We start from the raw sequence: 20,851 nt of genomic DNA on the forward strand, positions 1-20,851 counted from the left end.
GTCCCTTCGGGGGCGGACCGCCTCACGGCGTTGCCGGGGACTGCCCCGGCGGGTGCGCCGCGACCTCGCGCTCGGCTCGCCGGCGGATGAGGTCGGCCTTGGCCCTTGCGTCGGCGACGATCTCCTCGGCCTGGCTCCAGGTCCTGTCGAGGATCTCCTGGGCACGGCGCTCGGCGTCCCCCGTCATCCGCTGGGCCCGCTGGGCCAGCTGCTCCGCCTGCTCCGCGATCTCCGCGAGGCGGACCCGCGCCTCGGCGTGCCGGGCGAGCTCGGCGGATTCCGCCTGCCTGCGGCGCTCGGCGAGGCGGGTCTCGAACTCCGCGGCCGCCCGGGCCGTGGCGGCCCGGACCTCCTCCAGTTCCGCGGCCGCCTGTTCCCGCGCCTCGGTGCGCTCCCGCAGGGCGGCCGCGCGCAGACCCGCCACGTCCCGCTCGAACTGCGTCCGCAGGGCCCGTACGTCCTCCTCCGCCACCCGGCGCATCTGCGCGACCTCCCGTTCGGCGAGCTCGCGCATCCGGGCGACGTCGGCCGGATGCGCGGCGCCGGGTCCGGCCGCCGCCGGGACCTCCGGCGGGCCGGCTGCCCGATGGGTGGCGTCCCCGTGGGCGGTGTCCCGGCGGGCCGCGTCCCGGTGGGCGGCCAGCTCGCGCCGGAGCTCCGCCACCACCGTGTCCGCGTCCGGGGGCCGCCGCGTGCGGTCCTTGGCGAGGAGCCGGGTCACCAGTGCGGCGACGCCCGGCGGGACCCCGGGCGCGTTCTCGGCGGTGAGCGGGCGCGGGTCCTCGTACAACTGCTGGTGGAGCATGACGTGCGGCGCGGTGGCCGTGAAGGGCGGACGTCCGGTGAGCCCCTCGTAGAGCAGGCAGCCGAGGCTGTAGAGGTCGGTGCGGTGGTCGATGTCGGTCTCCCCGCGGCACTGCTCGGGAGACATGTACGGGAGGGTGCCCAGTGCGGTGCCGGTGTCGGTGAGGGCGCCGACCCGCAGGCTCTCGCGGAGGATCTTGGCCAGCCCGAAGTCCAGGACCTTGATCACGCCGTCGCCGGTCAGCATGACGTTCTGCGGCTTGATGTCCCGGTGCAGGATGCCGAGCCGGTGGGCGGCGGAGAGCGCGGAGGCGACCTGCGCGGCCCAGTCCAGGACGTCGTACCAGGGCACGCGCGGGCCGCCGGGCGCCCCGGTCCGCGCCCCCGCCCGCGAGCGGGGGTGGAACACGTCGGAGAGGTCGCGGCCGTCGAGGCGCTCCATGACGAGGTAGAGCGTCCGGCGGCCCGCCACGACGGCTTCGCCGCAGTCGTGGACGGTCACGGTGTGCCGGTGCGGAAGGTTGGCCGCGGAGCGCACCTCGTGGGTGAAGCGCCGCTCCAGCTGCTGCGCGTACCTGCCCGGTGCGACGTCGACGAGTTTGGCGGCGACGGGCCGGCGCATCCGTACGTCCTCGGCGGCCCAGACCTCGCCCATGCCGCCCGCGCCCAGGCGCTCCTCCAGCCGGTACCGGCCTTCGAGCAGTTCTCCCCGCATACCCGTGCCCCTCCCCCGACGGCCGCGTGATCCGTTTCCCGGTCCGAGTATGCGGCCGTGCGGGGGGCGTGCACCGGCCTTTCGCGGCACGCGCGGTGGCGGCGAGGGGGTGGACCCGTGATGCTGGAGCGGTGATGGACGAGACGGAGTTCTGGGAGATGGTCGACCGTACCCGCGAGGCCGCCGAGGGCGACCCCGAGGAACACGCCGAGCTGCTCGTGGAGCGGTTGGCGCAGCTCGACCCGGACTCCGTCCTGGACTTCGCGCGGCACTTCGAGTCGCGGTACAACCGGGCGTACACCTGGGACCTGTGGGGCGCGGCGTGGGTGCTGCTCGACGGGGCGAGCGACGACGCGTTCGACTACTTCAGGTGCTGGCTGATCGGCCAGGGCCGGGAGGTCTTCGAGGGCGGGGTGCACGATCCGGACCAGCTCGCGGAGCTCCTCGACGAGTTCGACGAGGAGATCGACGGGGACGGCGAGGAGCTGGGGTACGCGGCGGACGAGGCGTACGAGCAGCTGACCGGGTCGGTGGCGCCGGATCTGGGGATCCCGCTGCAGCCGGCCGAGCCGGAGGGCGCCGCGCTGGACTTCGAGAACGAAGCCGTGCTCGCGGAGCGCTTCCCCCGGCTGTGGGACCGCTTCAGGGGCTGACGCCCCCGCCTCGCATCAGTAGTGCGTGCCGCCGTCGATGCGGATCTCCGTACCGGTGATGAAGGCGCCGTCCTCGGAGCCCAGCATGGCGACGACGCCGGCGACCGTCTGCGGGCCGGCGAACCCCTGGCCGAGGGCCGGGGCGAGCTTGGCGAACAGGCTCCAGTCGGTGTCCTCGGGCAGACCGGGGCCGGTGCCGGTGGTCATGCCGCTCTCGATGGAGCCGGGCGCGACCGCGACGAACCGCAGCCCCTGCTTGCTGTACTCGGCGGCGAGCGCGTGGGTCATCGACTGGATGCCGCCCTTGCTGGCCGCGTAGGCGGACATGTAGGGGTGGGCGAAGGACGCCGAGGTGGAGCTGAAGTTGACGACGACCGGCTGGTCGCCCGCCAGCAGCGCGGGGAGCGACTCCCGGATGACCAGGAACGTACCGGTCAGGTTCACCGCGATGATCTTGTTCCAGAATTCCAGCGTGGTCTGGTGGGTGTGCGCGGAGCGCAGGATGCCCGCGGCGTTGACCAGCACGTCGATCCCCGTCAGGGCGTCGACCGCGGTGGCCACGCCCGCCTTGACGGCGGCCTCGTCGGATATGTCGAGGACCGCGGTGGTGAGGCGGCCCGCGTGCCCGTCGGCGGCCGCCCGGTCGGCGGTGGCCTTGAGGCCGGCCTCGTTGACGTCCACGGTGTGGACCCGGCCGCCTTCGGAAAGGATGCGGTGGACGGTGGCCTGGCCGATGCCGGAGCCGCCGCCGGTGATGAGGACGCGACGTCCTTCGTAACGGTTCATGGGGAGGAGCGTACTCCCGCGATGACACGTTTTGCCAGCCTGTCAAAACGTGCATTTGCCGCTCGGGGCCGAGGTATCCTTCCCCGGTGAGATCCCCTCGTCCGTACTCTCCCCAGGCCGGCCCCGGAGCCCAGTCGCTGAACGAGCGCCGCAAGGCGGCCACCCAGCTCGACATCGCCCGCGCGGCCTGCGAACTCTTCGCCGAGCACGGCCCCGACGGCACCACCGCCGAGGACATCGCCCACCGCGCGGGCGTGGCGCTGCGCACGTTCTACCGCTACTTCCGCAACAAGCAGGAGGCCGTCGCGCCCCTGCTCGCGGGCGGCGGCGACGCCTGGCGCGCACTGCTCGCCGAGGAGGACCCCGGCACCCCGCTCACCGAGGCCCTGGAGCGCGCCGTCACCCGCTCCCTCACGGGCCCCCAGGCGCTCGAGGAGGGCCTGGAGGTCACCCGCGGCCTGCTGCGCGCCGCCACGACCGACGAGGCCCTGCGGGCCGTCTGGTACCGGGTCAACCAGGACTCCGAGGAGCGCCTGGTCCCGGTCCTCGCCCGGCTCGCCGGCCCGGACGCCGAACCCCTCGCCGTCCGCCTCCTCGCGGCGGCGGCCACGGACGCGATCCGCATCGCCCTGGAACTCTGGTCCACCACGGACACCCCGCCCGCGGGCCCCGGCTCCCCCTCGGAACTCGCCCTCCGCTGCCTGCGCGACCTCACGGGCGCGATGCCGCTGACGCGCTGAGCCGGGGCGCCCGGTCCGGGGCCCGGCCGGTCAGAGGCCCGGCCCGTCAGAGGAACCGGGCGGACTTCTCCTTCAGGTGCTCCGCGAAGAAGGCGGGGGCGTCGGGCCGCATCCGGGCCAGCGCCACCATCGCCGTGACGATGACGTCGGCGACCTCCGCCTCCACATCGCCCCAGGTGTGCGAGTTCCCCTTCCGCTGATTCGTGCCCTTGGCCCCGATCACGGCCTGCGCGGCCTCCCCGAACTCCTCCCCGATCTTCAGGATCTGCAGCGTCGCGCTCTCCTCGCGCCCCACCCCGCGCTCCCGGTCGTAGGCGTCGAACCGCGCCGCGAGGGCCCCGATGGTCTTCCAGGATTCGTCCATCCCCCGAAGTTAGCGCCGCGCCGCCGCAACGCAGAAGCCCCGCCCCCCCCTCTCGGAGAGGGGGGCGGGGCTTCGTTCGATCAGTGCGTCAGCACGACCGCGGCACGGCTTAGAGGTCGAAGTAGAGCTCGAACTCGTGCGGGTGCGGGCGCTGCGCGATCGGGGCGATCTCGTGGGTGCGCTTGTAGTCGATCCAGGTCTCGATCAGGTCGGGGGTGAAGACACCGCCGGCCAGGAGGTACTCGTGGTCCTCCTCGAGGGCCTTGAGGACGTCCTCGAGGCTGGTCGGGACCTGCGGGACGCTCGCGTGCTCGTCCGGGGAGAGCTCGTAGAGGTCCTTGTCGATCGGCTCCATCGGCTCGATCTTGTTCTTCACACCGTCGAGGCCCGCGAGGAGCAGCGCCGCGAACGCCAGGTACGGGTTCGAGGACGGGTCCGGGGCGCGGAACTCGACGCGCTTGGCCTTCGGGTTCGAGCCCGTGATCGGGATGCGCATCGCGGCGGAGCGGTTGCGCTGCGAGTACACCATGTTGACCGGCGCCTCGAAGCCCGGGACCAGGCGGTGGTAGGAGTTCACCGTCGGGTTGGTGAAGGCCAGCAGCGACGGGGCGTGCTTGAGGATGCCGCCGATGTAGTAGCGGGCGGTGTCCGACAGGCCCGCGTAGCCGGCCTCGTCGTAGAACAGCGGGTCGCCGTTCGCCCACAGCGACTGGTGCACGTGCATGCCCGAGCCGTTGTCACCGAAGATCGGCTTCGGCATGAAAGTCGCGGTCTTGCCGTTCTTCCACGCGACGTTCTTCACGATGTACTTGAAGAGCATCAGGTCGTCGGCCGCGGCGAGCAGCGTGTTGAACTTGTAGTTGATCTCGGCCTGGCCACCGGTGCCGACCTCGTGGTGCTGACGCTCGACCTGGAGGCCCTGGGCGTCCAGCTCGAGGGAGATCTCGGCGCGCAGGTCGGCGAAGTGGTCGACCGGGGCTACGGGGAAGTAACCACCCTTGTAGCGGACCTTGTAACCACGGTTGTTCTCCTCGGAGCCCGTGTTCCAGGCACCGGCCTCGGAGTCGATGTGGTAGAAGCTCTCGTTCGCGGTGGTCGCGAAGCGCACGCTGTCGAACACGTAGAACTCGGCCTCGGGGCCGAAGTACGCGGTGTCGGCGATGCCGGTCGAGGCCAGGTACGCCTCGGCCTTCTTCGCGACGTTGCGCGGGTCACGGCTGTAGGCCTCGCCCGTGATCGGGTCGTGGATGAAGAAGTTGATGTTGAGCGTCTTGTCCTTGCGGAACGGGTCCAGGCGCGCGGTGGTGATGTCGGCGCGCAGCGCCATGTCGGACTCGTGGATCGCCTGGAAGCCGCGGATCGAGGAGCCGTCGAAGGCCAGCTCCTCGTTCGGGTCGAACGCGCGCCCCGGGATGGTGAAGTGCTGCATCACACCAGGCAGGTCGCAGAAGCGGACGTCAACGAACTTGACGTCGTTGTCCTGGATGTACTGCGTCACTTCGTCGGCGTTCTTGAACATCCAACTCCTCCTACTCCCGACCCCGGGGCAGGGGCGGGCTTTTATAGCTAGTGGTGCGTCAGTGCGGTGCCGCACGCTGACCCGACCATAAGCAGACGGGGTTTCTCAAGCATGACCCATTTGTTTCGCACAAGTTAACCAGGGTCCCGCCGGAAGGGCGTCCCACGGCACGGGTACCGTGTTCGCGTGGACAAGAGGCAAGCAATCGGATCCTGGCTCTCCGGCCCCCGCGAGGCCGCCGAGGAGATGGGTGCCGACTTCGGGTACCCCGGCAAGCAGCTCGGCCTGCCGCAGCACGGGAGCGGCTCGGTGGCCCGTTTCGGCCGCCGGCTCGGCGCCGTGGCCATCGACTGGCTGGGCTGCCAGCTGATCGCGTACGGCCTGCTCACCGGCCGTGACTGGAACGGTTCGGGGAACTGGACCCTGGCCGTCTTCATCGCCCTGGTGATCCTGACGGTCGGCACCGTGGGCTTTACCCCCGGGAAGCGGATCCTGGGCCTCCGGGTCGTCTCGCAGGACGGCGGCCGGCTCGGATTCGGCCGCGTGGTGCTCCGTACCGCCCTCCTCGCCCTGCTGATCCCGGCCCTCGTCTGGGACCGCGACGGCCGCGGACTGCACGACCGTCTCAGCCGCGCCGTGCAGGTCAGGATCTGAGACGCGGGAACGAGAACGGACGAAAACAGAGGGGCGCCCCGGGCCATCGGCCCGGGGCGCCCCTCTGTGTCGTATACGAAAAGCGGATCAGCGCATCTTTCCGCCGCGCGGCATGCGCATCCCCTTGGGCATCGGGCCCTTCGGGATCGGCATGTTGCTCAGCAAGTCGCCCATGGCCCGCAGTTTGTCGTTGACCTGGGTGATCTGGGGCCCGGAGAGCACGCGGGGCAGCTTCATCAGGGTCGTACGGACCTTCTTGAGCGGCACCTCGCCCTCGCCCGTGCCCACGATGAAGGTGTGGACCGGGATGTCGGGCATGATCCGGGCCAGCTTCTTCTTCTCGTTCGCGAGCATCGGCTTCACCCGGTTCGGGTTGCCCTCGGCGATCAGGACCACGCCGGCCTTGCCCACGGCACGGTGGACGATGTCCTGCTGCTTGCTCATCGCGACGGCAGGGGTGGTGGTCCAGCCCCTGCCCACGTTGTCCAGTACGGCCGCGGCCGCGCCCGGCTGTCCCTCCATCTGCCCGAAGGCGGCCGTCTCGGCACGCCGTCCGAAGATGATCGCCATCGCCAGGAACGCCACCAGGAAGCCCAGGATGCCCAGGTAGACCGGGTGGCCGATCAGGAAGCCGATCGCAAGGAACACACCAAAGGTGACGATTCCCACGCCCGCGACGATCAGACCGACCTTCGGGTCGGCCTTGCGCGTCATCTTGTACGTCAGGGCGATCTGCTTCAGTCGCCCGGGGTTCGCAGCAGTCTCTGCGTTTGACTTCCTCGCCATGCAGCGAAGTTTACGTGGCCTTCTCGGTCCGGGTCGCCGCGGCCTCGAGTACGTGCTCGGTTTCGACCCGGTCCTTGGCCCTGCGGCGGTCTTCGAGGACGGCCGTCCAGGCGTTCCGGCGGGCGCCGCTCATGAGCAGCGACTCCAGTCCGCGGACGGCGTCGGTGAAGGACGGAATGGCGATGGCGCGTACGGGCGCGGCCTGCATGGTGTCGACCCTTTCACGGTGCTCACGTAGGAGGTTGCCAAGCGTGTGTGCAGTGCGTCGAACAATCGTCACTGACTGGTGTTACCAGCGCATGACCGACTGGTCAAACAGTGATGAAACCTTGATGCGGCCCACCAGGTCTCTCGCTAGAGAGAGCCTAGGGGCCGCATCGGTGTGGGGTTACCCGTAAGTAAGACTTTGTGCGCGAGTTCACATACCTCCCGCACCATGCGACTCAGGAGTCGCCTCAGACGGTCGCGCGCTTCTCCATCGCCTGCTGGTAGAGACGGCCGGCCCGGTACGAGGAACGGACCAGCGGGCCGGACATGACTCCGGAGAAACCGATCTCCTCGGCCTCCTGCGCCAGCTCCACGAACTCGGCCGGCTTGACCCAGCGCTCGACGGGGTGGTGCCGCGGCGAGGGCCGCAGGTACTGGGTGATGGTGATGAGCTCGCAGCCCGCCTCGTGGAGGTCCTTCAGCGCCTGGCTGACCTCCTCGCGCTCCTCGCCCATGCCCAGGATCAGGTTGGACTTGGTGACGAGGCCGTAGGCGCGCGCCCGGGTGATGACGTCCATCGAGCGCTCGTAGCGGAAGCCGGGGCGGATGCGCTTGAAGATGCGCGGCACCGTCTCGATGTTGTGGGCGAAGACCTCGGGGCGGGAGGCGAAGACCTCTTCCAGCAGCTCCGGGACCGCGTTGAAGTCCGGGGCGAGCAGCTCGACCTTGGTGTGGCCGGTCTCGCGGCCCGCCGTCTGCTGGTGGATCTGGCGCACGGTCTCCGCGTAGAGCCAGGCTCCGCCGTCCGCCAGGTCGTCGCGCGCGACGCCCGTGATGGTGGCGTAGTTCAGGTCCATGGTGACCACGGACTCGCCGACGCGGCGGGGCTCGTCGCGGTCCAGCGCCTCGGGCTTGCCCGTGTCGATCTGGCAGAAGTCACAGCGCCGGGTGCACTGGTCGCCACCGATGAGGAAGGTGGCCTCGCGGTCCTCCCAGCATTCGTAGATGTTCGGACAGCCGGCTTCCTGGCACACCGTGTGCAGTCCTTCGCCCTTCACCAGGGCCTGCATCTTGGTGTACTCGGGACCCATCTTGGCCCGCGTCTTGATCCACTCGGGCTTGCGCTCGATGGGCGTCTGGGCGTTACGGACCTCTAGGCGCAGCATCTTGCGTCCGTCGGGTGCGACTGCGGACACGACCGGCTCCCTGTGACTTCGATTCTTCGGCGCCCACCAGGGTACGCCCGTAATTTCATACGTTCTTACGTCGGCCAACCTGCGGGCGGCCCGACCCATTCCCCCGGACTCAGCCGGCGGCCGGCTCTATCTCCCGGGGCCGCAGCTCCGCCTGCTCCAGCACGTCCTTCAGGTGCCGTTCGATCACCGGCAGCACCTCGGCGATGGTGATCTCCCGCCCCAGTTCGTACGAGAGCGAGGTCACACCGGCGTCCCGGATCCCGCAGGGGATGATCCGGTCGAACCAGGTGCTGTCCGGGTTCACGTTGATCGCGAACCCGTGCATGGTGACGCCCTTGGCGACCCGGATGCCGATGGCGGCGAGCTTGCGGTCCTCGCGGCGCTGGCCGGCGTTGGACGGGGCGTACTCGGGGCCGTTCAGCCGCGCGTCGAACTCCTCGTCGTGCAGCCTCGGGTCGAGATCCAGCGAGAGGCCGCCGATCTTCGGGCGCTCCGCCACCGGGTCGCCGAGCACCCAGACCCCGCTGCGCCCCTCGACGCGGGTGGTCTCCAGGCCGAACTCGGCGGCCGTGCGGATCAGCGCGTCCTCCAGGCGGCGGACGTGGGCGACCACGTCGACCGGGCGGGGCAGCTTCATGATCGGGTAGCCGACGAGCTGGCCCGGGCCGTGCCAGGTGATCTTTCCGCCGCGGTCCACGTCCACGACGGGGGTGCCGTCGAGCGGGCGCTCGTTGTCGGCGGTGCGCCGGCCGGCCGTGTAGACCGGCTGGTGCTCCAGCAGCAGGCAGGTGTCCTCGATCTCGTCCGCGAAGCGGGCCGCGTGCACCCGGCGCTGCTCTTCCCAGGCCACCGTGTACTCGACCGCCTCCGGGCCGAAGCCCATGCGGACAAACCCAAGCTCAGCCACCGCGGCGCCTCCTCGTTGAACCTGCCGACGAACTTGCTGTGTGCATCTATCGCACCAAGCAAGGGTACGGCGGCTCCCGCCGCCCCTGTCAGCCGCCCGTCCCGGACAGGGCGAAAGCCCCGGGATCGGGGGGTCCGGGGAGCAGTTTCGGGCGCCTGCGGCCCTTCGGCGGCCGGTCCGGGTCCTCGTCCGCACCGGGCAGCCGGCGGTGCCCTTCGGTGTGGTCGTTCACCCAGCCGCAGACCCCGCACGCGTACCGCCCGTCGAGACCCGCGATGTAGGTCCCGCAGCGCCGGCACTCCGCCTCGGTGAGCTCGGGCGCGGCCGGCCGGGGCACCTGCGGCGGGGCCGTGGACTCTGCGTGGCTGCCGTCGCCTCCGGGGCGCTCGCAGCTGCCGGGGGGAGGCTCCCCGGTGGGCCGGCGGGTCATGGGGCGCAGCGTACGCGGGTGGAGGGGGTCGGTCCGTAAAGAGACCCACCGGTTCTGCACACGATCGGATGAATGTGGGACAGAGAGGGCGGTGCGGGCGAGGTTCGCCGCTACATTCACGCCGTTCACAGGGCCGGGACTCCGGTCCGTCACGTCAGGAGACCGTGGAGCCGATGACGGAACGACCTGCCCAGCGTGTCCCCAACCGGCAGCTCTCGGCGCTGATCGCCGAGGCCGGGTTCTCCAACGCCGGGCTCGCCCGCCGTGTCGACCAGCTCGGTCTGGAGCACGGTCTCGATCTGCGGTACGACAAGACCTCCGTGACCCGCTGGCTGCGCGGGCAGCAGCCGCGCGGGACCACCCCGGCGCTGATCGCGGAGGTGTTCACCCGGCGCCTGGGGCGGCGGCTGTCGGCCCAGGACCTGGGCCTGGACGCGTGCGCCCCGGTGTACGCGGGGCTGGAGTTCGCGGCCACCCCCGAGGAGGCCGTCGACATCGCGAGCGGGCTGTGGCGCAAGGACTCCGGTTCGCACGCCGAGCTGCGCAAGATCGCCTTCACCCCGGCCGGGCTGGTGGTGCCCAGCCGGGACTGGCTGATCGGGCGGGCCGACGAACGGGTCGGCCGGGGCGCGGAGCAGGCCGCCTTGCGCGTTCCCGAACAGGGCCGTCCCGAGCAGAGCCGCCTCGACCAGGGCCGTCCCGACCAGAGCCGGCCCGTGCCCGGCCGGGCCTCGGTGCCCCGGCAGCGGCAGATCGACCGCGGGCCCGGGCAGCGGGTGACGGGCGGTGACATCGCGGCGCTCAGATCGGTGGGCGAGCTGTTCCGCACCCTGGACCACGCCTACGGGGGCGGCCATGCCCGCCAGGCCCTGGTGCGGTACCTGGAGCACGAGGCCGAACCGATGCTGCGCGGCACCTACGGGGAGACCACCGGGCGCCGGCTGTTCTCCGCCGCCGCCGATCTGACCCGGCTCGCGGGCTGGACCTCGTACGACATCGCCGCGCACGGGCTCGCCCAGCGGTACTTCGTCCAGGCGCTGCGGCTGGCCCAGGCCGCCGGGGACCGGCCGTACGGGGCGTACGTGCTGATCACGATGAGCCGGCAGGCGGTCTACCTCGGGCACGGCCGGGAGGCGGTGCAGCTGGCCCGGGTGGCCCAGCAGGGCGTCGGCTCCGGGCCGCCGCCGGTGGTGCAGGCGCTGCTGCACTCGGCGGAGGCGCGCGGGCACGCGGTGCTCGGCGAGGTCAGGGCGTCGACGGCCTCGCTGGTGCGGGCCGAGCGGGCGCTGGGCGCGGCCCGGCCGGGGGACGACGTACCGCACTGGGCGCGGGACTACGACGAGGCGCAGCTCGCGGACGAGTTCGGGCACTGCCACCGGGACCTGCAGCAGTACCGGGCCTCGGCGCAGCACGCGGAGCGGTCCCTGCAGCTGCGGGCGCCCTCGTACGCGCGGTCGCGGCTGTTCTGCCGGGTGGTGCTGGCGACGGCGCGGCTGGGGCTGGGCGAGCTGGACCAGGCGTGCGCGCTGGGCGCGGAGGCGGCGCAGCAGGCGATGGAGATGCGATCGGTGCGGGCGGTGGAGTACGTACGGGACTTCGAGCGGCGGCTCGAGCCGTACCGGGACGCGTCCGCGGTGCGGGGGTACCGGGACCGGGTGGCCGCCTTGTCCTGACCCTGCGGGTCGGGCTGCGCCCCCCGGGGCCCGGCGGGGGCGGCTGCGCCGTGGTGCCCCTGCGGGTCCGCTCCCGGGGCTCCGCCCCGGACCCCGTTCCTCAAACGCCGGAGTCGCTGATTTCGCCCTGCGGGCAACCGGCCCGAGGTGGGTGGTTGCCCGCAGGGCGGACCTGCGGTGCGTGGTTGGGTCAGGCTGCCACCGGGAGGGCGGCTTCCTGCGTGGTCGGGACGGGGATGCCGAAGTCGCGCAGGGCCGCGGCCGCGGCGCGGCGGGCGGAGCGCAGGGCTCCCTCGACGGTGTTGGTGTCGCGGTGGTCGCCGCACACGTACAGCCCGGCCAGGACCCTGACGGTGCGCCGGGTGTCCTGTGGCGGCGGCATGGCGGGGACGGCCTCGGGGGTGTGGTGGACGGCGAGCAGCTCCCAGTCCCGGGTGGCGGTCTCGTAGAGCCGGGCCAGTCGCGAGGCGACCGTCCGGGTGGGCGGTGGCGGGCCGAGCACGGTGGTGGTGACCAGGCTGCGGCCGGCGGGGGCGCGCGTCGGGTCGACCGCGCTCATCACGGCGGTGTGGGCGACGGGCCAGTCCGGGTCCCCGTCCAGGAGCAGCGAGCCGTCCGAGGGGAGCGGGGTGGTGGTGGCGTGGTGCATCACGGTCACCTGGTGGAAGGCGGGCACGCGCAGGCCCGGGAGCAGTTCGGCGGCGGCCCGGGCGCCGGTGGCCAGGACCACGGAGCGGCAGCTGAAGTCGCCGTGTTCCTCGGTGGTGACCAGGTTGGTGGCGACGGAGCGGACCCGGACCCCGGTGCGTACGGTCCCGGGCGGCAGCGCGGCGGCGAGCAGTCCGGGCAGGGTGGCGGCGCCGCCCTCGGGTACGGCGAGGCGGCCGCGCGCGAAGGTGCGCAGCGCCAGGTCGGCGACGCGGCTGGAGGTGGTGAGCGCGGGGTCGCGCAGGAGCGCCGCGAGGAGCGGGCGCAGCGTCGTACCGAGGCTCCTGGAGCTCAGGGCGGCGTGCGCGGTGCGCTCGGGGCGGGCCAGGAGGCGTTCCTCGGGCAGGGCGGCGAGGCGGCCGAGCGCCGCACCGATCCGGGCCTGGTCGAGGGAGCCGCTGGTCAGGGCGCGGGCGGGGGTGAGGGCCCCGGCGCGCAGCGTCCTGCCTTCGCTGTGGACGAGGGCGCCGGGTGCGAAGGGCTTGAGGACCAGGCCTTCCAGGCCCGGGGTGCGGGCCGGTTCGGTGTAGGCGGTGTTCAGGAGCTGGCCGATCCGGTCGAGCCGGAAGCCGTCCACGGTCTCGGTGGCCATCCGGCCGCCCGCGTCGTCCGCGCCCTCCAGGACGGTGACGGTGACCCCGGCCGCGATCAGGTGGTGCGCTGCCGCGAGTCCGGAGACTCCGGCTCCTACGATGACCACGTCCGCATGGTGTGCGTGTGCGTGTGCGCTGTTGAGCACGTGCCCCTCCCCGAGGTCGGCCCGGCTGTGTGGGGAACCTCCTTCCCCCAACGGGGTCCAGCGGAACCCGAGTTGGGCGGACCATTACGGGTAATGCGGTCAACTCCGGTCGCACGACGGTCGCATTCGGCTCACATGCGGTCGCACACGTGCGCCGGGGCGCTCCCCCGGAGCCCCGGGGTGTTTCAGGCCTCCAGGGCGGCCCTGATCGACTCCTCGATCCCCGGGTACCGGAAGACGAACCCGGACTCCAGCAGCCGGGTCGGACGCACCCGCTGACTCCCCAGCACGTCCTGGGCGAACTCCCCGAGCACCACGCGCATGACCGGCGCGGGCACGGCGAACACCGCCGGGCGGTGCAGGACCCGGCCCATCGCGGCGGTGACCTCGCGGTTGGTGAGGGGCTCGGGAGCGGTCAGGTTCACCGGCCCGGTCAGGGAGGGCGTGTCGATGATGTGGCGCAGCGCGGCGATCTCGTCGTGCATCGAGATGTGCGACCAGTACTGGCGGCCGTCGCCGAGGCGGCCGCCGATGCCGGCCTTGAAGATCGGGAACAGCTTCCCCCAGGCCCCGCCCTCGGCGGCGACGACCAGTCCGGTACGGGCGAACGCGGTCCGGACGCCGGCCGCCCGGGCGGGCGCGGCGGCGGCCTCCCACGCGACGCAGACCTCGGGGAGGAACCCCTCCCCCGCCGGGGCGTCCTCGTCGACCGTCCGGTCGCCGGTGTCCCCGTAGTACCCGACGGCGGAGCCGCAGACGAGCGTGGCGGGGGGCTCGTCCATGGCGGCGACGGCGGAGGCGATGGCGGCCGTGCCCTTGACCCGGCTGTCGCGGATCTCCCGCTTGTAGGCGGCCGTCCAGCGGTGGTCGCCGACCCCGGCGCCGGCGAGGTGCACGACGGCTTCGCAGCCGGCGAGCCCGGCCGGGTCCACGTACCCCCGCGCGGGGTCCCACCGTGCCTCGCCGGGCCCGGCGGGCTCGCGCCGCACGAAGCGGACGACCTCGTGTCCGTCGGCCTTCAGTGACCGCCCGAGGGCGCTGCCGATGAGCCCGGTGGCACCGGTGACTGCGATACGCATGCCCCCATCTTGGCAGCGGTCCCCCCGCCGGGTCCGCCGGGACCCGGTTCCCCGCACCCCGATGGCCAACGCTCTGGTGGGAACGGCGCCCCCTGCGCGGGCCCACCCGGACGCTGCCCGACCCCGCGCCTCACACGCCGGCGGGGCTGGATTCGACGGCACCGGCTCACACGGGACCGGGACGAAGCCGCCGGCACCTCGGCAGCGACTCCGGAACCACCCCCGTCCCGCCGGGCATACCCGCCCTGCGGGCGATCGAGGCGCGGGGCCGGGGGCCGGAGGCCGGGGCCAGAGGCCGGGGCCGGGGCCGGGGCCGGGGCCGGGGCCGGGGCCGGGGCCGGGGCCAGAGGCCGGGGCCGGGGTCAGAGGCCGGGGCCGGGGTCAGAGGCCGGGGCCGGGGGCCGTCAGGTGGCTGTGCCCAGCCAGGTGCCTACCGCGTAGGTCACCGCCATGGCCAGGGCGCCGCCCGTGACGTTGCGCAGGATCGCCCGGGGTACGGGCGCGCCGCCCAGGCGGGCGCTGAGCACCCCGCACAGGGTCAGGGAGAGCAGGACCGCGACCACGGTCACCGGGACCCGCTGCGAGGCGTCCGGCAGGACGATCGCCAGGAGGGGCAGCAGCGCGCCCACCGTGAACGCCACCAGGCTCGCCGCCGCCGCGTGCCAGGGGTTGGCCAGCTCGTCGGGGTTGATCCCCAGCTCCACCCGCGCGTGCGCCCGCAGCGCGTCCCGCTCCGTCAGCTGCTCGGCCGCCTCCCGGGCCACCGGCTCGCTCAGCCCCCTGCCCACCAGCAGCCCCGTCAGTTCCTCCAGTTCCTCCTCCGGAGACTCCTCCAGCTCCCGGCGCTCCAGGTCCAGCGCGGCCCGCTCCGAGTCCCGCTGGGAGCTGACCGACACGTACTCCCCCGCCGCCATCGACAGCGCGCCCGCCAGCAGCCCGGCGACGCCCGCCGCCAGGATGGCCGCACGCGAGGTCGTCGCCCCGGCGACGCCGACGACCAGGCCCGCCGTGGAGATGATCCCGTCGTTCGCGCCGAGCACCCCCGCGCGCAGCCAGTTCAGCCGTGTGCTCATCGCCGCGCTCTGCGTCGCCGCCCCATCCGCTTCCGTCACGCCCCCCACTGTCGCGGGCGCCGCCGGAAGGAGCCACCCGGCGTGCGCGCCTTCGGCGCCGGGATCAGGGTGGAGGGGTGAGACGCCGACGCGAGGAGCCGGGCTGGCTGCGCGGGGCGCCGCCGCCGCGCTGGGCCCGCCTCGCGCCCGCGGTGGCCCTTGTCGTGCTGGTGTTCGTGCAGCGCATCACCCCCGGCGACATCGAGCTGGGCTTCTTCCTGGCCGGGCTCCCCCCGGTGGCCGCCTTCGCCTACGGGGCCGCCGGGACGGCGGTCTTCGCCACAGTGGTGCTGCTCCTCGTCGGCCTGCCCTCACTCGGGATCGCCCACGCCCGGGGCTCCGACCTCGCGACCGTCGCGGCGATCGGGCTGCTCAGCGTGGTGGTCGCCTGGGTCCGAAAACGCCGCGACGCCCAGCTGGTGAGCGTGCGCACCGTCGCGGAGGCGGCGCAGCTCGCGGTCCTGCCGCCGGTCCCCGAACGGGTCGGCGCGATCGGCTGCGCGGGCCTCTACCGGGCCGCCCAGCACGGCACCCTGGTCGGCGGCGACCTGTACGACGTACGGGTCGGCCCCTACGGCGTGCGCGCCCTGATCGGTGACGTCCAGGGCCACGGCCTGGCCGCCGTCGGCACCGTGGCCTCGCTGCTCGGCGCCTTCCGGGAGGGGGTGCTGGACGACGCGGAACTCGCGACGGTGGCGGCCCGGCTGGACCGGCGGCTGCTGGCGGACTCGGCGGCCGAATCGGTGGCGCACGCGGAGCTCTTCGCGACGGCGGTGCTGCTGGAGTTCCCGCCCGGGCTCGAACTCGTGCGCATCGTGTCGTGCGGGCATCCCCCGCCCCTGCTGCTACGGGGTTTCACGGTCTCGGAAGTCGACGTGGACCCGGGCCCCCCGCTGGGCCTGGGCCTGGCCGGTCCCACCCCGGCGGCGCCGGCCGAGCTCCGCACCGCCCCCGGGGACCGGCTGGTCATGTACACGGACGGGGTGACGGAGGCCCGCGACTCCGCGGGGAACTTCTACCCACTGGCCGCGCGCGTGCCCGTCCTGGCGTCGGATCCGGCGGGACTGGCCCCGGCGGTGTGGCGGGACTTGAGGTCCTTCACCGGGGGCGGGCCGCGCGACGACGTGGCCCTGCTGGTGCTGTCCCTGGACCCGGAGCGGGGTGGCACGGGGGATCGGTCCGGGCGCGGGATGACCGCGCCGTACTGATCACATGACGAAACGATGACAAGCGCCATCAAGCACCCATTTGGGTGAATTTCCGTGTTTTGCTCGGGTCTTCCAGCCCTTCGAGCACGGAAACCGAGGCCCATTCGATGCGCGCACCGTACAAGCACAACCAGCGGATCACGGCGGTCGTCGCGGCGGCCGGCGCCGTCGCCCTGATCATCGGCTCGATCGTGCTCGGCCTCGCCGGGGAGGACGCTGCGGCGGGACCGGATTCGGCGAAGAACCAGCAGATCGAGGCCCCCGCCCCGCTCATGGTCGGCTCGGCCCTGACGCGCGCGGCCGAGGACGTGGGCAAGGTCGTCAACCTCACCCTCGACGACGGCCCGGACCCGAAGTGGACCCCGAAGGCACTCGAACTCCTCAAGTCCCACGAGGTCAAGGCCACCTTCTGCCTGACCGGGCCGAACGCGAAGAAGCACCCGGACCTGGTGAAGGAGATCGCGTCGGCCGGCCACCGCCTGTGCAACCACGCGGTCAGCCACGACACCGCCATGGACAAGAAGGACGTCGCGTACCAGAAGAAGGAGATCATGGACGCGAAGCGGATGATCGACGAGGCGAGCGGCTCCACCCGCGTCTGGTACTACCGCGCCCCCGGCGGCGCCTTCACCCCCGACAGCCGCGAGATCGCCGCCCGCGGCGGGATGGCCAGCCTCGGCTGGAACGTCGACCCCGGCGACTTCAACCGGCCCGGCGCGGACAGGATCGTCAGTGCCGTGCAGGACCAGCTGAAGTCCAAAGGCCCCACGATCCTCATGCACGACGGGGGCGGCGACCGCTCCCAGTCCGTCGAGGCCCTCGAAAAGCTGCTGCCGTGGCTCAAGGAGCAGGGCTACGGCTTCAGCTTCCCGAAGGTCCCCGAGGCGGGCTGAGGCCTACCCGGCGTCGCGGATGAAGGAACGGACCATCTTGCAGGTGACGTTCGACGGGCGGCGGATGCCCGTCCGGACGGCCATCGTGCGGATCTTGCGGTTGGTGGCGCGCTGAGCGTCATACGTGCCGGAGTCGAGCAGCGATATCGCCAGCCGCATGGCCTTCAGCCGCCGGTTGTGGCTCTCGTACCACTCGCGGGGCAGCCCCGGCGGCAGCGGCTTCTTCTTGACGGGCTCGATGGTGTGCAGGGTCATGGCAGTGGCCATCTACAGCCTCCCAAAGGCAAGTTGGCGTCCTGTCCTTCTCCTTGAATTTTACCTGCGCCCACTGACAAAGGACCTGGCCAGGCGGCACCTCGCTAAGCTTTCGGGCATGGAGATCTGGATCAATCCCGCCTGCTCGAAGTGCCGTAGCGCGCTGACCCTGCTGGATGCCGAGGGCGCCGAGTACACCGTCCGCCGCTACCTGGAGGACGTGCCCTCCGAGGCCGAGATCCGCGAGGTCCTGGGCCGGCTGGGCCTGGAGCCCTGGGACATCACCCGCGCCTCGGACCCGCTGGCCAAGGAGACGGGCGTACGGGACCTCCCGCGCGAGGAGACCGAGGAGGCCCGCGGAGCCTGGATCAGCCACCTGGCGACGCACCCGAAGCTGATCCAGCGCCCGATCATCACGGCCGAGGACGGCACGGCGGTGGTGGCCCGCTCGGAGGAGGCCGTCCGCGAAGCCCTCTCCCGCACGGCCTAGCCGGCGAAGCCCGCGTCCACGAACTGCACGACGCGGCCGATCTGCCGCTTCTTGGACGTGCCGGGCTTCGGGTTGTGGGCGTAGACGAGCCGGCGGCCGGCCTGCTCGGTGGCGAACACTCCGGTCGACCAGCCGGGGCCGGAGCCCGTCTTGCCCCAGACCGTGGCGCCGGCCGTCTCGTGGCGCATCAGGCCGGCCGCACTGAAGCAGGCCTTCGGCGACAGGCAGGTGTTCCCCTTGGCGTTGGGCACGTCCGGGACCTCGTACAGGTGCCGCTGCTGCGCGGGCGGCAGCAGCCGGCCGCCCAGCAGCGCGGCCATGAACCGGTCCAGGTCGGCCGCGGTGGAGACCAGGCCGCCCTCCGCCCAGAACCGGGCCGTGCGGGGATCCGTCGACATCCGGGTCTGGCGCAGCCCCAGGGGGCGCACGATGCGGCGCTGCACCTCCTCCTCGTAGGTCCGGCCGGATATCCGCTCCACCAGCAGGCCGGCGACGAGGCTGTTCGTCCCGTTGTACTGCTGGACCGTGCCCGGGGCCGGTATGCGGTCCGGGCGGGCCGCCGCGTCCGCCGCGAACGTGTCGAGCACCATGGCGCGCGGATCGGCGGACTCGCTGGCGACCATCGGCAGATCGGCGGTGTGGTCCATGAGCTGCCGTACGGTCACTCCGGCGTAGGCGCCGGGTATCAGGTCGGGCAGGTAGCGGCGCACGGGTGCGTCGATCTCCACCTGGTGCTCCGCGACGAGCCGCAGCACCAGGGCGTTCGTGAACAGCTTGGTGACACTGCCGATCGGGACTTCCGCGTCCGCCGCGACCGGCCCGGCGGTCCCGGTCCACGGCGTGCGCGACCCCGCGCCGGACAGCCGCACCAGGGCCCCCGTGGACACCTCGTCGGGCAGGGTCGCCAGCAAGGCCCGCAGCGCGGCGGGATCGTGGACGGCCACCGGCCGGGCGTGGGCCGTCGCCGCGGCGGACCCCGCCGACCCTCCGGGCGCGGCCAGTGCGGCCGGGGCGCCCGCACCCACCGTGAGGGCCGCCAGGGCGATGCCGGTGACGGCGATCCGGCGGAGGGTGCGGGGGCGTGCGTTCATCGGTGGCTCCTGGAGAAGGCGGCTCGGTGGGCTCTGACACCAACACTCCGCCACCCAGGGCACGTTGCCCATCGGTGATCACCCTGACCGGACCCCCAGGACACCCCGAGGGGGCCCACAGGACCGCCCCTTAGGCCGCCTGGGTCCGCCGTGCGGGCCCCCTCACCCTCCCCTACTCCCCCGCCGTCAGCCGCCGCTGATGAACCCTCAGCTGGAGGGTGGCGAGGTCCAGGAGCGGGGTGGGGACGGCGAAGCCACGGGCCCGGGCCGACAGGTCGCCGAGCACGTGCTCGACCTCGGTCGGGTGACCGGCGAGCAGGTCCCGGTACAGCGACGGGGTCAGCGCCGAGTCCGGTGCGGCCAGCGTCCGCACGGTGAAGGCGAGTTCGGACTCCGGGACCGGGTACCCGGCGGCGGCCGACACCGCGGCCGCCTCGGCGAGGACCGCGAGGCCGAACCCGGTCCCGCCGGGCACGGCGTTGATCTCGCCGACGGCTCCGCGGGCCAGGGAGGTCACCGCCACCAGGGTGGTGATGAAGACCCACTTGTGCCACATGGCAGCGATGATGTCGGGCACTTCGGGGGTGTCGATCCCCGCCCCGGCCAGCACCTCGCGGACGGCGTCCACCCGCGCCGAGGGACGGCCGTCGCGTTCGCCGGTGAGCACCACGGTGGGCGGCGCCATCCGGAGGATGTCGCCGTGCTCGTTCAGGGTGGTGACCACCTTGGCCACGCCGCCGAGCACCGCCGCGTCCCCGAACCGGTCCGCGAGGAGGTCGAGGTGGGCCATCCCGTTGAGCAGGGGCAGGATCGCCGTCCCGGGACCGACCGCCGGTACGAGGTCCCGGACGGCCGCTTCGAGGGAGGTGGACTTCACCGACAGCAGGACGAGGTCGTACGTCCCCTCCAGCGCGTCGGCGGTGACGAGCCGCGGGACGAGGGCGATCTCCTCCCCCGGCCCGCTCACGCGCAGCCCGCGCGTCCGCAGGGCCTCGGCCCGCCGGGGGCGCACCAGGAAGGTGACGTCCTGCCCCGCCCGGGCGAGGCGCGCGCCGAAGTAGCCTCCCGCGGCCCCGGCTCCGACCGTCAGGATCCTCATCCGGCGGAGCCCGCCGGACGGACGGCCTTCGCCAGGGCGGCGCGCACGGCCGCCGCGTCGGCGACGGTGCCCGGGTCCTCGGCGAGGCCCCCCGGACCGGCCGGGTTCTCGGCGTACGGGAGGACGTACACAGGCGTGTCGCGCTGGAAGCGCCAGCTCCCGGCGAGGTCCCCCGCGTCGACCGCGTCGTAGCCGAGCAGGTCGAGGAGGCGGGTGGCGGACGCGCGGGCGGCCGGGTCGTCGCCGGCGATCGGCAGGGCCGAGCGGTCCGGGGAGCCGGCCGGGCGGGCAAGGGCGAGCAGGTGCTTGAAGTAGATGTTGTTGAACGCCTTGACGACCTGCGCCCCGGCCAGGTGTTCCTGGACGAGCCCGCTGGTGGTGGCCTCCTCGGCCTCCAGGGCGGGGAAGACCCCGTCCCGCTGCGGGTAGTAGTTGAGCGTGTCGAGGACGACCTTGCCCGCCAGCGCGTCGGCGGGCAGGTCGCGGTGGTTCCCCAGCGGGATGGTGGCCACGACCCAGTCGCCGGCCGCGGCCGCCTCGGCCGGGGAGGCGGCCCGGGCCCGCGGGCCGAGCTCGGCGACCAGCGCGTCCAGAGTCCGCGGCCCCCTGGAATTACTGAGGACCACGTCCAGCCCCGCGTCCACGGCGAGCCGCGCGAGGGTGCTTCCGATGTTGCCGCTTCCGATGAGTCCAAGAGTTGCCATGCGGGGTTCAAGTCGCCCGCGATCCACGGTATTCCGCGG

General features: G+C 72.9%; 23 protein-coding genes. 7 read left to right on the plus strand and 16 right to left on the minus strand.

Going from position 1 to position 20,851, the window contains the following annotated elements; all coding sequences use genetic code 11:
* Positions 1-22: 22 nt before the first annotated feature.
* The gene (locus tag OG435_RS14140; RefSeq protein ID WP_266877174.1) at positions 23-1,519 is read right to left on the minus strand and encodes a serine/threonine-protein kinase; all 1,497 of its coding nucleotides are present in this window, start codon (positions 1,517-1,519) and stop codon (positions 23-25) included.
* Between the two features lie 134 nt (positions 1,520-1,653).
* Here OG435_RS14140 and OG435_RS14145 point away from each other — a divergent pair, with 134 nt between their 5' ends.
* The gene (locus OG435_RS14145; protein WP_266881731.1) at positions 1,654-2,172 is read left to right on the plus strand and encodes a DUF4240 domain-containing protein; all 519 of its coding nucleotides are present in this window, start codon (positions 1,654-1,656) and stop codon (positions 2,170-2,172) included.
* 15 nt (positions 2,173-2,187) lie between these two features.
* Here the strand turns inward: OG435_RS14145 and OG435_RS14150 are convergent, their stop codons facing one another.
* Positions 2,188-2,958, minus strand: coding sequence for an SDR family NAD(P)-dependent oxidoreductase (locus OG435_RS14150; protein WP_266877175.1), 771 nt, complete (start codon positions 2,956-2,958; stop codon positions 2,188-2,190).
* A gap of 86 nt (positions 2,959-3,044) precedes the next feature.
* Here OG435_RS14150 and OG435_RS14155 point away from each other — a divergent pair, with 86 nt between their 5' ends.
* Entirely contained in the window at positions 3,045-3,698 is a 654-nt protein-coding gene (locus OG435_RS14155) for a TetR/AcrR family transcriptional regulator (RefSeq protein ID WP_266877176.1), read from the plus strand.
* 46 nt (positions 3,699-3,744) lie between these two features.
* Here OG435_RS14155 and OG435_RS14160 read toward each other — a convergent pair whose 3' ends face one another.
* Both OG435_RS14160 and glnA read right to left on the minus strand, forming a co-directional pair.
* Positions 3,745-4,062, minus strand: coding sequence for a MazG-like family protein (locus tag OG435_RS14160; RefSeq protein ID WP_266877177.1), 318 nt, complete (start codon positions 4,060-4,062; stop codon positions 3,745-3,747).
* Between the two features lie 109 nt (positions 4,063-4,171).
* Positions 4,172-5,581 carry a type I glutamate--ammonia ligase gene (glnA, locus tag OG435_RS14165; protein WP_266877178.1) on the minus strand — a complete coding sequence of 470 codons (1,410 nt, stop codon included), beginning with the start codon at positions 5,579-5,581 and terminating at the stop codon, positions 4,172-4,174.
* A gap of 186 nt (positions 5,582-5,767) precedes the next feature.
* Here glnA and OG435_RS14170 point away from each other — a divergent pair, with 186 nt between their 5' ends.
* The gene (locus tag OG435_RS14170) at positions 5,768-6,235 is read left to right on the plus strand and encodes an RDD family protein (RefSeq protein WP_266877179.1); all 468 of its coding nucleotides are present in this window, start codon (positions 5,768-5,770) and stop codon (positions 6,233-6,235) included.
* A gap of 87 nt (positions 6,236-6,322) precedes the next feature.
* Here the strand turns inward: OG435_RS14170 and OG435_RS14175 are convergent, their stop codons facing one another.
* From OG435_RS14175 to OG435_RS14195, 5 genes are all read right to left on the minus strand, one after another.
* On the minus strand, positions 6,323-7,021 hold the full coding sequence (locus OG435_RS14175; protein ID WP_266877180.1) for a DUF4191 domain-containing protein: 699 nt from the start codon (positions 7,019-7,021) through the stop codon (positions 6,323-6,325).
* A 10-nt stretch (positions 7,022-7,031) separates the two neighbouring features.
* Positions 7,032-7,229: an SCO2195 family GlnR-regulated protein gene (locus OG435_RS14180; RefSeq protein WP_250743563.1), complete on the minus strand. Its 198-nt coding sequence runs from the start codon at positions 7,227-7,229 to the stop codon at positions 7,032-7,034.
* Positions 7,230-7,476: 247 nt separating this feature from the next.
* Positions 7,477-8,424 carry a lipoyl synthase gene (lipA, locus tag OG435_RS14185; RefSeq protein ID WP_266877181.1) on the minus strand — a complete coding sequence of 316 codons (948 nt, stop codon included), beginning with the start codon at positions 8,422-8,424 and terminating at the stop codon, positions 7,477-7,479.
* 109 nt (positions 8,425-8,533) lie between these two features.
* Positions 8,534-9,331, minus strand: coding sequence for a lipoyl(octanoyl) transferase LipB (gene lipB / locus OG435_RS14190; RefSeq protein WP_266877182.1), 798 nt, complete (start codon positions 9,329-9,331; stop codon positions 8,534-8,536).
* Positions 9,332-9,419: 88 nt separating this feature from the next.
* Positions 9,420-9,761 (minus strand): hypothetical protein, encoded by a 342-nt coding sequence (locus tag OG435_RS14195; RefSeq protein ID WP_266877183.1) that lies wholly within the window; start codon positions 9,759-9,761, stop codon positions 9,420-9,422.
* 173 nt (positions 9,762-9,934) lie between these two features.
* On the opposite strand from OG435_RS14195, the gene OG435_RS14200 reads away from it, so the two are divergent.
* Positions 9,935-11,434 (plus strand): regulator, encoded by a 1,500-nt coding sequence (locus tag OG435_RS14200; RefSeq protein WP_266877184.1) that lies wholly within the window; start codon positions 9,935-9,937, stop codon positions 11,432-11,434.
* Between the two features lie 190 nt (positions 11,435-11,624).
* Here the strand turns inward: OG435_RS14200 and OG435_RS14205 are convergent, their stop codons facing one another.
* From OG435_RS14205 to OG435_RS14215, 3 genes are all read right to left on the minus strand, one after another.
* Positions 11,625-12,842, minus strand: coding sequence for an FAD-dependent oxidoreductase (locus tag OG435_RS14205; RefSeq protein ID WP_323187828.1), 1,218 nt, complete (start codon positions 12,840-12,842; stop codon positions 11,625-11,627).
* Positions 12,843-13,066: 224 nt separating this feature from the next.
* Positions 13,067-13,960, minus strand: a complete 894-nt coding sequence (locus OG435_RS14210) for a TIGR01777 family oxidoreductase (RefSeq protein WP_266877186.1) — start codon at positions 13,958-13,960, stop codon at positions 13,067-13,069.
* 404 nt (positions 13,961-14,364) lie between these two features.
* Positions 14,365-15,033, minus strand: a complete 669-nt coding sequence (locus OG435_RS14215; RefSeq protein WP_266881733.1) for a VIT1/CCC1 transporter family protein — start codon at positions 15,031-15,033, stop codon at positions 14,365-14,367.
* A 116-nt stretch (positions 15,034-15,149) separates the two neighbouring features.
* On the opposite strand from OG435_RS14215, the gene OG435_RS14220 reads away from it, so the two are divergent.
* Both OG435_RS14220 and OG435_RS14225 read left to right on the plus strand, forming a co-directional pair.
* Positions 15,150-16,280, plus strand: coding sequence for a PP2C family protein-serine/threonine phosphatase (locus OG435_RS14220; protein ID WP_266877187.1), 1,131 nt, complete (start codon positions 15,150-15,152; stop codon positions 16,278-16,280).
* Positions 16,281-16,387: 107 nt separating this feature from the next.
* On the plus strand, positions 16,388-17,173 hold the full coding sequence (locus OG435_RS14225) for a polysaccharide deacetylase family protein (RefSeq protein WP_266877188.1): 786 nt from the start codon (positions 16,388-16,390) through the stop codon (positions 17,171-17,173).
* A gap of 3 nt (positions 17,174-17,176) precedes the next feature.
* Here OG435_RS14225 and OG435_RS14230 read toward each other — a convergent pair whose 3' ends face one another.
* Complete coding sequence (locus OG435_RS14230) at positions 17,177-17,440, minus strand: hypothetical protein (RefSeq protein WP_266877189.1); 264 nt, start codon at positions 17,438-17,440, stop codon at positions 17,177-17,179.
* 106 nt (positions 17,441-17,546) lie between these two features.
* On the opposite strand from OG435_RS14230, the gene OG435_RS14235 reads away from it, so the two are divergent.
* Positions 17,547-17,918, plus strand: a complete 372-nt coding sequence (locus tag OG435_RS14235; RefSeq protein WP_266877190.1) for an ArsC/Spx/MgsR family protein — start codon at positions 17,547-17,549, stop codon at positions 17,916-17,918.
* Here OG435_RS14235 and OG435_RS14240 read toward each other — a convergent pair.
* The 3 genes from OG435_RS14240 to OG435_RS14250 form a co-directional block, all read right to left on the minus strand.
* Positions 17,915-19,009, minus strand: a complete 1,095-nt coding sequence (locus tag OG435_RS14240) for a serine hydrolase domain-containing protein (protein WP_266877191.1) — start codon at positions 19,007-19,009, stop codon at positions 17,915-17,917. The two genes, OG435_RS14235 and OG435_RS14240, sit on opposite strands and share 4 nt — an antisense overlap.
* A gap of 172 nt (positions 19,010-19,181) precedes the next feature.
* Positions 19,182-20,108 carry a 2-dehydropantoate 2-reductase gene (locus tag OG435_RS14245; RefSeq protein ID WP_266877192.1) on the minus strand — a complete coding sequence of 309 codons (927 nt, stop codon included), beginning with the start codon at positions 20,106-20,108 and terminating at the stop codon, positions 19,182-19,184.
* On the minus strand, positions 20,105-20,812 hold the full coding sequence (locus OG435_RS14250) for an NADPH-dependent F420 reductase (RefSeq protein ID WP_266877193.1): 708 nt from the start codon (positions 20,810-20,812) through the stop codon (positions 20,105-20,107). Before OG435_RS14250 ends, OG435_RS14245 begins: the two co-directional genes overlap by 4 nt.
* Positions 20,813-20,851 lie beyond the last annotated feature (39 nt).

It is taken from the genome of Streptomyces sp. NBC_01264, from assembly GCF_026340675.1.
GTDB lineage: Bacteria > Actinomycetota > Actinomycetes > Streptomycetales > Streptomycetaceae > Streptomyces.